Origin of the sequence: Pseudomonas sp. Irchel 3A7 (assembly GCF_900187565.1) — a bacterium.
Taxonomy (GTDB): Bacteria; Pseudomonadota; Gammaproteobacteria; order Pseudomonadales; family Pseudomonadaceae; genus Aquipseudomonas.
Genome location: NZ_FYED01000002.1, coordinates 479,291 through 491,833 on the forward strand (window position 1 = coordinate 479,291; position 12,543 = coordinate 491,833).

The 12,543-nt window shown below is 62.6% G+C and carries 13 protein-coding genes; 11 read left to right on the top strand and 2 right to left on the bottom strand.

Annotated elements, in window-relative coordinates:
• Positions 1–45: 45 nt before the first annotated feature.
• A complete protein-coding gene (paaX, locus tag CKW21_RS04780; protein ID WP_095192854.1) occupies positions 46–969 on the bottom strand; it encodes a phenylacetic acid degradation operon negative regulatory protein PaaX in 924 nt (307 codons plus the stop codon).
• Positions 970–1,135: 166 nt separating this feature from the next.
• On the bottom strand, positions 1,136–1,732 hold the full coding sequence (gene paaY, locus CKW21_RS04785) for a phenylacetic acid degradation protein PaaY (RefSeq protein WP_095192855.1): 597 nt from the start codon (positions 1,730–1,732) through the stop codon (positions 1,136–1,138).
• Between the two features lie 350 nt (positions 1,733–2,082).
• Between paaY and paaF the strand changes: the two genes are divergently transcribed.
• From paaF to paaE, 11 genes are all read left to right on the top strand, one after another.
• Positions 2,083–2,856: a 2,3-dehydroadipyl-CoA hydratase PaaF gene (paaF, locus tag CKW21_RS04790; RefSeq protein ID WP_095192856.1), complete on the top strand. Its 774-nt coding sequence runs from the start codon at positions 2,083–2,085 to the stop codon at positions 2,854–2,856.
• Between the two features lie 43 nt (positions 2,857–2,899).
• The gene (paaG, locus tag CKW21_RS04795; protein WP_095192857.1) at positions 2,900–3,691 is read left to right on the top strand and encodes a 2-(1,2-epoxy-1,2-dihydrophenyl)acetyl-CoA isomerase PaaG; all 792 of its coding nucleotides are present in this window, start codon (positions 2,900–2,902) and stop codon (positions 3,689–3,691) included.
• A 3-nt stretch (positions 3,692–3,694) separates the two neighbouring features.
• Positions 3,695–5,212 (top strand): 3-hydroxyacyl-CoA dehydrogenase PaaH, encoded by a 1,518-nt coding sequence (paaH, locus tag CKW21_RS04800; RefSeq protein WP_095192858.1) that lies wholly within the window; start codon positions 3,695–3,697, stop codon positions 5,210–5,212.
• Complete coding sequence (paaI, locus tag CKW21_RS04805; protein ID WP_095192859.1) at positions 5,205–5,654, top strand: hydroxyphenylacetyl-CoA thioesterase PaaI; 450 nt, start codon at positions 5,205–5,207, stop codon at positions 5,652–5,654. Before paaH ends, paaI begins: the two co-directional genes overlap by 8 nt.
• Positions 5,647–6,858, top strand: a complete 1,212-nt coding sequence (pcaF, locus tag CKW21_RS04810) for a 3-oxoadipyl-CoA thiolase (protein ID WP_095192860.1) — start codon at positions 5,647–5,649, stop codon at positions 6,856–6,858. Before paaI ends, pcaF begins: the two co-directional genes overlap by 8 nt.
• Before the next feature lie 99 nt (positions 6,859–6,957).
• Complete coding sequence (gene paaK, locus CKW21_RS04815) at positions 6,958–8,283, top strand: phenylacetate--CoA ligase PaaK (RefSeq protein ID WP_095192861.1); 1,326 nt, start codon at positions 6,958–6,960, stop codon at positions 8,281–8,283.
• Positions 8,284–8,734: 451 nt separating this feature from the next.
• Positions 8,735–9,724 carry a 1,2-phenylacetyl-CoA epoxidase subunit PaaA gene (paaA, locus tag CKW21_RS04820; RefSeq protein ID WP_095192862.1) on the top strand — a complete coding sequence of 330 codons (990 nt, stop codon included), beginning with the start codon at positions 8,735–8,737 and terminating at the stop codon, positions 9,722–9,724.
• A 28-nt stretch (positions 9,725–9,752) separates the two neighbouring features.
• The gene (paaB, locus tag CKW21_RS04825) at positions 9,753–10,034 is read left to right on the top strand and encodes a 1,2-phenylacetyl-CoA epoxidase subunit PaaB (RefSeq protein ID WP_007943393.1); all 282 of its coding nucleotides are present in this window, start codon (positions 9,753–9,755) and stop codon (positions 10,032–10,034) included.
• An 8-nt stretch (positions 10,035–10,042) separates the two neighbouring features.
• Positions 10,043–10,804, top strand: a complete 762-nt coding sequence (gene paaC, locus CKW21_RS04830) for a 1,2-phenylacetyl-CoA epoxidase subunit PaaC (RefSeq protein WP_095192863.1) — start codon at positions 10,043–10,045, stop codon at positions 10,802–10,804.
• Positions 10,791–11,324 carry a 1,2-phenylacetyl-CoA epoxidase subunit PaaD gene (gene paaD, locus CKW21_RS04835; RefSeq protein WP_095192864.1) on the top strand — a complete coding sequence of 178 codons (534 nt, stop codon included), beginning with the start codon at positions 10,791–10,793 and terminating at the stop codon, positions 11,322–11,324. Before paaC ends, paaD begins: the two co-directional genes overlap by 14 nt.
• 31 nt (positions 11,325–11,355) lie before the next feature.
• Positions 11,356–12,432, top strand: a complete 1,077-nt coding sequence (gene paaE / locus CKW21_RS04840) for a 1,2-phenylacetyl-CoA epoxidase subunit PaaE (protein WP_095192865.1) — start codon at positions 11,356–11,358, stop codon at positions 12,430–12,432.
• Positions 12,433–12,543: the final 111 nt, after the last annotated feature.

Sequence of the window (12,543 nt, forward strand, 5' to 3'; positions counted from 1 at the left end):
TCCAAATGCTCTCCTGAACAGTGACTCTCCCTTAACGACGACGAGTTACTTCAACCCGCCAAAACGTCGATAAAAACTTTCGCCCACGTCCGGCAACGGGCCGTCGGCGGTTTCCAGCGCACTGTTCAGCCATTCCTCGGCCTTGGCGTAGATCAACCGGTAAATATTGCGGCACAACTGGCGGGCGGCTCGACCTTCCCAATCGCCGGGCAACAATTCATCCGGCAATTGCGGGTCGCGCAACAGCAGTTTGCGGTATTCGTGAATCAGCAGGATCCGTGCCAGGAAGCAATCGGACGGCTGCAGGTTTTCCTGTTCGCGAAGCGCTTGCCAGAGTGGTCGGAACAGTTGGATGAACTCGCTGTAATGGGTCGCCAGTTCCTCGATGTTCCAGCTCTCGCGCACTTGCAGGCGCAGGGCCTTGGATGCCAGCACGTCCTGGGCGGTGGTTTCGAAAACGATGGTTTCTTCAAGGGCGCCGAGGTCGAGCAGGGTCGCGTTGACATCGGTGCGGTCGCTGCGCGGGCAAGCCAGCACCGCCGGCGAAATCGCACCAAAACCTTGCCACTCCAGCTCTTCGCGCACTTGCTTGCGCTTGTCCTGGGTCAACTGCGAGAGCATCACCAGGCACCAGGAACCATCCCAGGCCGGCATGCTGGTGCTGTAGACCCGCTTGAATGCCTTGTCGAAACGCCGGCGACCGGTGCCGGTGAGGCTGTAGTAACTGCGCCGACCGACTTTCTCGGCTGTCAGCCAGCCTTCCTTGGTCAGGCGGAAAATCGAGGTGCGGATCAGCCGCTCGTTGATGCCGATCGGTTCGAGCAGTTGAATCAGGCTGCCGAGCCAGACCGTCCCGCCATGGGGCTCGATGGCATCACCGTATAGCGTGATGATCAGGGAGCTGGCGCGAATCGGCGTCTGCTCCTGGAAACGTGTGATCAGATGGTTCAGGGGTGTCAGGGACGACATGGGCGTACCGGGTAAAAAAAAGAAAAGGAATATACCGAAAGCCAACTGATTAAGCGCAGTCCCCTTGTGGGAGCGAGCCTGCTCGCGAAAGCGGTGTGTCAGTCAGCATCAATGTTGAATGTCAGACCGCATTCGCGAGCAGGCTCGCTCCCACAACGGACGGTGTTCACAAGGTGCTGCCCTTGGGCCTGAATCCGCTGTCACTGATCCGCGGCCGATCAACCTCCGGCTCGGCCAACGGTTCACAAACCTGCATCTGCGTGAGGCATCGCTTGGTCAGTTCCTGATACTCACGAGTACCCGCCTGTTTCCACGCCACTTCCTGATCGCTGAGGGTGCGCTTGACGCTGGCCGGTGCGCCCATGACCAGCGACTGCTCCGGGCATTCGAAACCGGCCTTGACGAACGCCGCCGCCGACACAATGGACTGCGGGCCGATGCGTGCGTTGTCCATCACTACCGCATTCATGCCCACCAGCGCATCGGCGCCGATCCGGCAACCGTGCAGCACCGCGCCATGACCGATGTGGCCGTTGCGTTCGACCACGGTGTCGCTGTCCGGGAAGCCGTGCATCACGCAGGTGTCCTGCAGGTTGGCGCCCTCTTCCAGCACGATCCGCCCGAAGTCACCGCGCAGGCTCGCCAGCGGCCCGACGTAGCAATGCGGGCCGATGATCACGTCACCGATCAATACCGCTGACGGGTGCACATAAGCACTGGGGTCGACCACCGGGGTGAGGCCATCGAGGCTGTAGCAGGTCATTGGCAGGTTCCTTCACAAAGCGATGCCGATATGGACTCATTTTGTATCACATCGCTTTTAACAGCACAAAGACTAAAAAGCGTATCACTTGATAGACCGGTTCAAATGGGGTGTTTTTCAAGCACCAAGCCTCTCATAAACACCAGTAAAATCAATACTCACAGCATGAACACCCACTTCAAACAGCCTACCTCTAAAAATCCAGAATCCGACAATAGGACACATTAAAACGTTTTTTATGTTGATTTTACGTATCACGTTATAGGTATACTCCGGCAAAACCGGCCCCCGCCGCCGATCCAATAACAAGCCGGCATCACCGCCGAGCGTGCACCGTGAGGGCATCCGCCATGCCTCTAACCCTTGCCGTCGAGATGATCGAGTCTGGCGTGCGCCTGATTACCCTGCAGCGCCCGCAGGCGTTGAATGCCCTGAACACCCAGTTGCTGGGCGAACTGGCCGACGAACTGAGCGCCGCCCAGGTCGATCCCGACACCCGCGCCGTGGTCATCACCGGCAGCCGCAAGGCGTTTGCCGCCGGTGCCGACATCAAGGAAATGGCCGAGCGCGATCTGGTCGGCATCCTCGACGACCCGCGCCAGGCTTCGTGGCAAGCCATCACCCGCTTCAGCAAACCGCTGATCGCCGCCGTCAACGGCTTCGCCCTGGGCGGTGGCTGCGAACTGGCGATGCACGCCGACATCATCATTGCCGGCGAAGATGCCCGCTTCGGCCAGCCGGAAATCAACCTCGGGATCATGCCCGGCGCCGGTGGCACCCAACGCCTGCTGCGCGCCGTCGGCAAATCCATGGCCATGCAAATGGTGCTGACCGGCGAGCCGATCGACGCCCGCCAGGCGCAACGCGCCGGCCTGGTCAGCGAAGTCACGCAACCGGAATTCACCGTCGAACGCGCCCTGCAGGTCGCCCGCACCATCGCCGCCAAGGCACCACTGGCAGTGCGCCTGGCCAAGGAAGCGTTGCTCAAGGCCATGGACACCGACCTGGCCAGCGGCCTGCGTTTCGAGCGCCACGCCTTCACCGTGCTGGCCGGCACCCGCGACCGCGACGAAGGCATTGCCGCCTTCCAGGAAAAACGCACGCCGACTTTCACCGGCCAGTAATCCGGTTAACCCGCCTAACGAATTCCAAGAGAGCGCCAAGACCATGAACTTCGAACACATCCTGTTTTCCATCGAGGCCGGCGTCGCCCTGCTCAGCCTCAATCGCCCGGACCAGCTCAACAGCTTCAACACCCAGATGCATGGCGAAGTGAAGGAAGCGCTCAAGCAAGTGCGGCAGAACCCGGACGTGCGCGTGCTGCTGCTGACCGGTGAAGGCCGTGGTTTCTGCGCCGGGCAAGACCTCAGCGACCGCAATGTGGCGCCGGGCAGTGCCGTGCCTGACCTGGGTGAGTCCATCGAGAAGTTCTACAACCCGCTGATCCGCCAACTGCGTGACTTGCCGATGCCGGTGATCTGCGCGGTCAACGGCGTGGCGGCGGGTGCTGGCGCGAACATTCCATTGGCTTGCGATCTGGTACTGGCGGCGCGTTCGGCCAGTTTCATCCAGGCCTTCTGCAAGATCGGCCTGATCCCCGATTCTGGCGGCACCTGGACCCTGCCCCGCCTGGTCGGCATGGCCCGCGCCAAAGCCCTGGCCTTGCTCGGCAATCGCCTGACCGCCGAACAGGCCGAGCAATGGGGTCTGATCTACCGCTGCGTGGAAGACGCCGAACTGCGCGACGAAGCGCTCAAGCTGGCGCAACACCTGGCCACCCAGCCGACCTACGGCCTGGCCCTGATCAAGCGCAGCCTCAACGCCAGCATGAGCAACAGCTTCGACGAACAGCTGGAACTCGAACGCGACCTGCAACGCCTGGCCGGGCGCAGCGAGGATTACCGCGAAGGCGTCAGCGCCTTCATGGAAAAACGCACCCCAAGCTTCAAGGGACGCTGAGTCATGACGGCACTCAATACCAACGCACGCATTGCCGTGATCGGCGCCGGCGCCATGGGCGCGGGCATTGCCCAGGTCGCAGCGCAGGCCGGGCATCCGGTGCTGCTGCTGGACAATCGTCCCGGCGCTGCGGCCCAGGCCATCGAAGGCATTGACCGGCAACTGGGCAAGCGGGTCGAGAACGGCAAGCTGTCCGCCGAGTCACGCAGCGCGACCATTGCACGCCTGCAAGCGGTGGAAGCCATCGAAGCCCTTGCCGATTGCGATTTGATCATCGAAGCCATCGTCGAGAATCTCGAAGTCAAACGCGCGCTGTTCCGCCAGCTGGAAGGCATCTGCGGCGCGCAGTGCATCCTGGCCAGCAACACCTCGTCGCTGTCGATCACCGGCATCGCCGCGCAACTGGAACACCCGCAACGCCTGCTCGGCCTGCACTTTTTCAATCCGGCGCCGGTCATGGCGCTGGTAGAAATCGTCTCCGGCCTGGCCAGCGATCCGGCCTTGGCCGCTTGCCTGTACGACACCGCCAAAGCCTGGGGCAAGAAACCGGTGCACACCCGCTCCACGCCCGGTTTCATCGTCAACCGCGTGGCCCGACCGTTCTACGCCGAAAGCCTGCGCCAGTTGCAAGAAGGCGCCGCCGATTGCCCGACCCTGGATGCGCTGATGCGCGAGGCCGGCGGTTTTGCCATGGGCGCTTTCGAGCTGACCGACCTGATCGGCCATGACGTCAACTATGCCGTGACCTGTTCAGTGTTCGACGCTTATTACCAGGACACCCGCTTCCAGCCATCGCTGATTCAGAAGGAACTGGTGGACGGCGGGCGTTTCGGACGCAAAAGCGGACAAGGCTTCTATAGCTACACCCAGGGCGCCGAACGCCCGCCAGCGGCAGAAATCAGCAGCAGTGCGAGCGTCGAGGCCTGTGTCGTCGAAGGCGATTTGGGTATTGCCCAAGGCTTGTTGGCACGCCTGAGCGAACAAGGCGTGAACGTCATCCAGCGCGACGGCCGCGGCTTGCTGCGGGTCGGTGACGCCGTGCTGGCCTTGAGCGACGGACGCATGGCCTGTCAGCGCGCCAAGGAAGACGGACTGCGCAACCTGATCCTGCTGGATCTGGCTTTCGACTACGCCAATGCCAAACGCATCGCCATCAGCCATGCAGGCGGTATTGATCCGCAGGCACTTGAACAAGGCGTTGCCCTGCTGCAACGGGCCGGCCTTAAGGTCAGCCTGCTCAGCGACAGCCCGGCGCTCGCGGTATTGCGCACCGTGGCGATGCTCGCCAACGAAGCGGCGGACGCCCTGTTGCAAGGCGTGGCCTCCGCCGCCGACATCGATCTGGCGATGCGCGCCGGGGTCAACTATCCCCAAGGTCCGCTGGCCTGGGCCGATGCCGTTGGCCTGCCACAGATCCTCACCACGCTGGACAACCTGCAAGCCGCTTACGGCGAAGAACGCTACCGGCCATCGCTGTTGTTGCGCCGCCGTGTGGCCGAAGGGAGAAACTTCCATGACTAATCACCAAGCGATGAACCTGGCCAGCGACTGCGCGCAAGCGTTGTTCCAGCGCGACAACGCCAGCCAGGCCATGGGCATGCGCCTGCTGTCCGCCGGCCCCGGCACCGCTCGAGTAGGCATGACCGTGCGCGCCGACATGGTCCAGGGCCACGGCACCTGCCACGGCGGTTACCTGTTCGCCCTTGCCGACTCGGCGTTTGCCTTTGCCTGCAACAGCTACAACGAAGCCACCGTCGCCATCGGTTGCAGCATCGACTACATCGCCCCGGCGCGCCTGGGCGACACGCTCAATGCCGACTGCATCGAGCAAAGCCGTTCCGGCCGCACCGGCAACTACGACGTACGCATTGAAAACCAGCAGGGCCAGTTGATCGCCCTGTTCCATGGCAAATCCTACAAAGTGCGCGGCCCGGTGCTGACGCAGGAGAACCCGAATGAATGACGCCCTGATCATCGACGCGGTACGCACCCCCATCGGCCGCTACGCCGGAGTGCTTAGTAGTGTGCGCGCCGACGACCTCGGCGCGGTGCCGCTGCGCGAATTGCTGCGCCGCCACCCGAACGTGGACTGGAGCCAGGTCGACGATGTGATCTACGGCTGCGCCAACCAGGCCGGTGAAGACAACCGCAACGTCGCGCGCATGTCGGCGCTGCTGGCCGGGTTGCCGGTCAGCGTGCCGGGCACCACCCTCAATCGCCTGTGCGGTTCCGGGCTGGACGCGGTGGGCACTGCGGCCCGGGCGATTCGCAGTGGCGAGGCCGGGTTGATGCTGGTGGGCGGGGTCGAATCGATGTCCCGCGCACCGCTGGTGATGGGCAAGGCCGAGCAGGCGTTTTCCCGTCAGGCCGAGATTTTCGACACCACCATCGGCTGGCGCTTCGTCAATCCGCTGATGAAAAAGGCCTTCGGCATCGACTCCATGCCGGAAACCGCGGAGAACGTCGCCGAACAGTTCAACATCTCCCGGGCTGACCAGGATGCTTTCGCTCTGCGCAGCCAGCAACGCGCCGCGGCCGCCCAGGCCAACGGACGCCTGGCCAAGGAAATCGTTGCGGTGGAAATCCCCCAGCGCAAAGGCCCGGCCAAAGTCGTCGAGCACGATGAACACCCGCGTGGCGACACCACCCTGGAGCAGCTGGCCAAACTCGGCACGCCGTTCCGCGAAGGCGGCAGCATCACCGCCGGCAACGCTTCGGGCGTCAACGACGGCGCCTGTGCCCTGCTGCTGGCCAGCCCCGAAGCCGCGAAACGTCACGGCCTGACCGCCCGTGGCCGCGTCGTGGCGATGGCCACTGCCGGTGTCGAGCCGCGCATCATGGGCATCGGCCCGGTGCCGGCGACCCGCAAGGTGCTGGAGCTGGCCAACCTGAGCCTGGCCGACATGGACGTGATCGAACTCAACGAAGCCTTCGCCGCCCAAGGCCTGGCGGTGTTGCGTGAACTGGGTTTGAGCGACACCGATCCACGGGTCAACCCCAACGGCGGCGCCATCGCCCTCGGCCATCCGTTGGGCATGAGCGGCGCGCGACTGGTGACCACCGCCCTGCACGAGCTTGAGGAACGCAATGGCCGCTACGCCCTGTGCACCATGTGCATCGGCGTCGGCCAGGGGATCGCGCTGATCATCGAGCGTCTATCCCACTAAAGAACCGCGATTCCCGAGGAGCCGAGAGGTATCCTTGGGTCATGCACTCAAAGCCCTTGTGCAAAAGGGCTGGAACACAAAAACAATTCGAGTGAAGTCATGAACATGCCAATTGCCCAATCCGTGCTTGATCCTGTGCTGGACCCGCTGGAAACCGCCAGCGTCGACGAACTCCGTCAGCACCAGCTCGAACGCCTGCGCTGGAGCCTGAACCACGCCTACAACAACGTGCCGCTGTACCGTCAGCGCTTCGACGCGCTGGGCGTGCACCCGGACGACATCAAGTCCCTCGACGACCTGGCGAAATTCCCGTTCACCACCAAATCCGACCTGCGCGACAACTACCCCTATGGCATGTTTGCCGTGCCGATGCACGACATCGTGCGCCTGCATGCCTCCAGCGGCACCACCGGCAAACCGACCGTCGTCGGCTACACCCAGAACGACATCGACACCTGGGCCAACGTTGTGGCCCGTTCGATCCGCGCGGCGGGCGGGCGTCGCGGCGACAAAGTGCACATTTCCTATGGCTACGGCCTGTTCACCGGCGGCCTCGGCGCGCACTACGGTGCCGAGCGCCTGGGTTGCACGGTGATCCCGATGTCCGGCGGCCAGACCGAAAAACAAGTGCAGTTGATCAAGGATTTCCAGCCGGACATCATCATGGTCACGCCGTCCTACATGCTCAACATCGCCGATGAAATCGAGCGCCAGGGCATCGATCCGCACAAACTGGCCCTGCGCCTGGGCATCTTCGGCGCCGAACCATGGACCGCCGAACTGCGCAGTGCCATCGAGCAACGCCTGGGCATCACCGCCCTGGACATCTACGGTCTCTCGGAAATCATGGGCCCGGGCGTCGCCATGGAATGCGCCGAAACCAAGGACGGCCCAACCATCTGGGAAGACCACTTCTACCCGGAAATCATCGACCCGGTCACCGGTGAAGTGCTGCCGGACGGTCAGATGGGCGAACTGGTGTTCACCTCCCTGAGCAAAGAAGCCCTGCCGATGATCCGCTACCGCACCCGCGACCTGACGCGCCTGCTGCCGGGCACCGCACGGCCGATGCGCCGCATCGACAAAATCACCGGACGCAGCGACGACATGCTGATCATCCGCGGGGTCAACGTGTTCCCGACGCAGATCGAGGAGCAGGTGCTGAAAATCAAACAACTTGCCGAGTGCTATGAGATCCATCTGTATCGCAATGGCAACCTGGACAGCGTTGACGTGCACGTCGAACTCAAGGCTGAACATCAGCACCTGAGCGACGAACAGCAGAAGGCCGTCTGTGGCGAGTTGAGCAAGCACATCAAGACGTACATCGGCATCAGTTCGCGGATCGTCCTGCAGCCTTTCCACTCGATCAAGCGCTCCGAGGGCAAGGCCTGCCACGTGGTGGACAAACGCCCGAAAGCATGACTGCTGCACCCCTTTGAGCCCCGCTGATGCGGGGCTTTTTTTTGCCTGCTCACCCCCGTCCCTGTGGGAGCTGGCTCGCCAGCGATGGCGGCCTGACATCCGACCTGATTTTCATGGATATACCAAATCCAGTTGTGGGAGCGAGCCTGCTCGCGAAGGGGCCGTACCAGTCGACATGTGTGCTGAATGACACGCCGCTTTCGCGAGCAGGCTCGCTCCCACAGTGGGTCGCGGTACATCCGAGAAAATCGGGTTGGCTGTGAGGCCGCCATCGCTGGCAAGCCAGCTCCCACAAGGGAATGTGCCGAACATCAACAGAGCCACAAAACGACCACTCCACCCAAAGTGATACAAAAACAAATACGACACGTCATTTTATGTTTGATATTAATTTCTGTATCGCTTATAAAGTTCTCCATGCCCTCGAACAGATTCACGGCGGGAGACCCCCATGTACGCACAGCTAGTAGAAACAGGCGTAAAACGCATAAAAGACCTGTCGGAGATGTCCGAACAGGAGCGCGCTTTCCAGGAAAAAATCGATTCAGAAATCAAGATCGAAGCCAAGAACTGGATGCCAGATGCCTACCGGCAAACCCTGATCCGGCAGATTTCCCAGCACGCTCACTCCGAAATCGTCGGCATGCTGCCCGAAGGCAACTGGGTCACCCGCGCACCATCGCTCAAACGCAAATTGCAGTTGATGGCCAAGATCCAGGACGAAGCCGGCCACGGTCTGTACCTGTACAGCGCCATGGAAACCCTGGGTGCCGACCGCGATGCGGAAATCGACAAGCTGCACAGCGGCAAGGCCAAGTACTCGAGCATCTTCAATTACCCGACGCTGAACTGGGCCGACATGGGCGCGGTGGGCTGGCTGGTGGACGGTGCGGCGATCGTCAATCAGGTGGTGCTGCAACGCACCTCCTACGGCCCGTACTCGCGGGCGATGATCCGCATCTGCAAGGAAGAGAGCTTTCACCAGCGCCAGGGCTACGAAATCCTCCTGACCATGATGCGCCACGGCACTCAAGCGCAAAAAGACATGGTCCAGGACGCAATCAACCGCCTGTGGTGGCCGTCGCTGATGATGTTCGGTCCGAGTGACGAACACTCGCCGAACAGCGCCCAGTCCATGGCCTGGAAGATCAAGCGCCAGAGCAACGATGAACTGCGCCAGCGCTTCATCGACCAGACCATCCCGCAGCTGGAGCTGCTGGGCTGCACCTGCCCCGATCCGGACCTGAAGTGGAACGCCGAACGCGGCCACTACGACTTCGGCGAGATCCAGTGGGACGAATTCTACGAAGTACTAAAAGGCAATGGCCCGTGCAACCAGGAACGCGTCGCCACCCGCCGCAAGGCGATTGAAGACGGCGCCTGGGTTCGCGAAGCCGCCGTCGCCCACGCCCGCAAAAAACAAAACAAGAACGCCGCCTGATTCGGCCACCTGATGTGGAGTAACTGAAATGTCCGAGTGGACCCTTTTTGAAGTCTTCGTACGCAGCAAGCACGGCCTCAACCACAAGCACGTCGGCAGCGTGCACGCCGCCGACACCACCATGGCCATCGAGAACGCGCGCGAGCTGTACACCCGTCGCAGCGAAGGCGTGAGCCTGTGGGTTGTGCCATCGGCGCTGATCACCGCCTCGTCGCCGGATGAAAAAGACCCGCTGTTCGACCCGTCGGACGACAAGGTTTACCGCCATGCCAGCTTCTACGAGCTGCCGGCCGAAGTCGGGCACATGTGAGGTCGACCATGAATAACAAGACCGATCTGATCGAATACTTGCTGCGCCTGGGCGACAGCGCCCTGATCCAGGGCCAGCGCCTGTGCCAGTGGTGCGGCAAGGCTCCGGCGCTGGAAGAAGAGCTGGCGCTGATGAACGTCGGCCTCGACCTCGTCGGCCAGGCCCGCAACTGGCTGGACTACGCCGCCGAATTGCTGGACGACGGCCGCGACGCCGATGACCTGGCGTTCCGTCGCGACGAACGTGCCTATCGCAACCTGCTGCTGGTGGAACAACCCAACGGCGACTACGCGGTGACCATCCTCAAGCAGTTCCTCTATGACGCCTGGCACCTGCCGGTCCTCCAGGGCCTGAGTCAGTCCAGCGATGAACGCATCGCCGGGATCGCCGCCAAAGCGGTGAAGGAAGTCACCTATCACCTGCGCCGCTCCGGCGAGTGGGTCGAGCGCCTGGGCGATGGCACCGAGGAAAGCCACAAACGCATGCTCGCGGCGATTCCCGAGGTCTGGCGTTTCACCGTTGAACTGATCGCTGCCGATGACAGCGAACAGCGCCTGTGCGAAGCCCGCATCACCCCGGACATCGCCAGCGTGGCGGCGCAATGGCAAGCCAAGGTCAACGACATCTTCGCCAGCGCCACCCTGCCCGTGCCGGCTGCGCCCAGCTATTTCTACCTGAATGCGCGCAAGGGCCTGCACACCGAACACCTGGGGATTCTGCTGGCCGAAATGCAGTTCCTGCCCCGAGCGTACCCCGATGCAACCTGGTGAGCTGATCGCCAGCGACCAGGGCGCCCGGCCGGTACAACCGAGCGACTTGACTGCCGCGTGGGCGATCCTGGCCGAGGTCATGGACCCGGAAGTGCCGGTGGTCAGCGTGGTGGACCTGGGGATTGTCCGCGATCTGGACTGGCAGGCCGGGCACTTGCACGTGGTGGTCACCCCGACCTACTCCGGCTGCCCCGCCACCGAAGTGATCGAGGGCGATATCCGTGAGGCGCTGGAGCAGGCCGGTTTTCGCGCGCCGAATCTGGAGCGCCGCTTGACCCCGGCCTGGACCACCGACTGGATCAGCGACAGCGGCCGTGAACGCCTGCGTGCCTATGGCATCGCGCCGCCGGAAGGCAGCACCAGCAAGCGCAGCCTGCTCGGTGAAAGCCCCGTGATCGTCTGCCCGCAGTGCGGCAGCGCCCACACCGAGGTGCTCAGCGAGTTCGGCTCCACCGCGTGCAAGGCGCTGTACCGCTGCGTCGATTGCCGGGAACCGTTCGACTATTTCAAGTGCATCTGAGCGGCGTCGGCCGTCCAGCTGGAGAACAACAATGAGCAAATTTCACAGCCTGACCATCAAGGACGTGCGCGCCGAGACCCGTGACGCGGTGTCCATCGCCTTCGAAATTCCGCAGGACCTGCAAGACAGTTTCCACTTCACCCAGGGTCAGCACCTGGTGATGCGCACCCAGCTGGACGGCGAAGAAGTGCGCCGCTCGTACTCGATCTGCACCGGCGTCAATGACGGCGAACTGCGGGTCGCGGTCAAGCGCGTGGCCGGCGGGCGTTTTTCCGCGTTTGCCAATGAACAACTGAAGGCCGGGCACAGCCTGGAAGTCATGCCGCCCGCCGGGCATTTCAGCGTCGAACTGGACCCGGCTCGCCATGGCCAATACCTGGCCGTCGCGGCGGGTAGCGGCATCACGCCGATCCTGTCGATCATCAAGACCACCCTGGAAACCGAGCCCCACAGCCGCGTCACCCTGCTGTACGGCAACCGTTCCAGCTCCGGCGCGTTGTTTCGCGAGCAGCTGGAAGACCTGAAAAACCGCTACCTGCAACGCCTGAACCTGATTTTCGTGTTCAGCCGCGAGCAGCAGGATGTGGACCTGTACAACGGCCGGATCAACGCCGAGAAATGCGAGCAATTGTTCAGCCGCTGGCTCGATGTGAAAGCCCTCGACGCCGCCTTCATCTGCGGGCCGCAGGAAATGACCGAAACCGTGCGCGACAGCCTCAAGGCCAAGGGCATGGCACCGGAACGCATCCATTTCGAACTGTTCGCCGCCGTCGGCAGCCAGCAAAAACGCGAAGCCCGCGAGGCCGCCCGGCAGGTGGATTCGGCGGTCAGCCAGATCACCGTCATCAGCGACGGCCGCGCCCTGGCCTTCGACCTGCCGCGCAACAGCCAGAGCATCCTCGACGCGGGCAATGCCCAGGGCGCCGAACTGCCCTACTCGTGCAAGGCCGGCGTGTGCTCGACCTGCAAATGCAAGGTCATCGAAGGCGAAGTGGAAATGGACAGCAACCACGCCCTGGAAGACTACGAAGTCGCCGCCGGTTACGTGCTGTCGTGCCAGGCCTTCCCGATCAGCGACAAGGTAGTGCTGGATTTCGATCAGCTCTGAACCCCACAGAGCCAAATCCTGTGGGAGCGAGCCTGCTCGCGAAGACTGAGCATCAAGCAACATCAATGTTGAATTTGATGGCCTCTTCGCGAGCAGGCTCGCTCCCACGGT

Bases quoted from the DNA above. Each gene is read 5' to 3' on its own strand.
- paaX (WP_095192854.1), bottom strand. From the start codon at position 969: ATGTCGTCCCTGACACCCCTGAACCATCTGATCACACGTTTCCAGGAG.
- paaY (WP_095192855.1), bottom strand. From the start codon at position 1,732: ATGACCTGCTACAGCCTCGATGGCCTCACCCCGGTGGTCGACCCCAGT.
- paaF (WP_095192856.1), top strand. From the start codon at position 2,083: ATGCCTCTAACCCTTGCCGTCGAGATGATCGAGTCTGGCGTGCGCCTG.
- paaG (WP_095192857.1), top strand. From the start codon at position 2,900: ATGAACTTCGAACACATCCTGTTTTCCATCGAGGCCGGCGTCGCCCTG.
- paaH (WP_095192858.1), top strand. From the start codon at position 3,695: ATGACGGCACTCAATACCAACGCACGCATTGCCGTGATCGGCGCCGGC.
- paaI (WP_095192859.1), top strand. From the start codon at position 5,205: ATGACTAATCACCAAGCGATGAACCTGGCCAGCGACTGCGCGCAAGCG.
- pcaF (WP_095192860.1), top strand. From the start codon at position 5,647: ATGAATGACGCCCTGATCATCGACGCGGTACGCACCCCCATCGGCCGC.
- paaK (WP_095192861.1), top strand. From the start codon at position 6,958: ATGAACATGCCAATTGCCCAATCCGTGCTTGATCCTGTGCTGGACCCG.
- paaA (WP_095192862.1), top strand. From the start codon at position 8,735: ATGTACGCACAGCTAGTAGAAACAGGCGTAAAACGCATAAAAGACCTG.
- paaB (WP_007943393.1), top strand. From the start codon at position 9,753: ATGTCCGAGTGGACCCTTTTTGAAGTCTTCGTACGCAGCAAGCACGGC.
- paaC (WP_095192863.1), top strand. From the start codon at position 10,043: ATGAATAACAAGACCGATCTGATCGAATACTTGCTGCGCCTGGGCGAC.
- paaD (WP_095192864.1), top strand. From the start codon at position 10,791: ATGCAACCTGGTGAGCTGATCGCCAGCGACCAGGGCGCCCGGCCGGTA.
- paaE (WP_095192865.1), top strand. From the start codon at position 11,356: ATGAGCAAATTTCACAGCCTGACCATCAAGGACGTGCGCGCCGAGACC.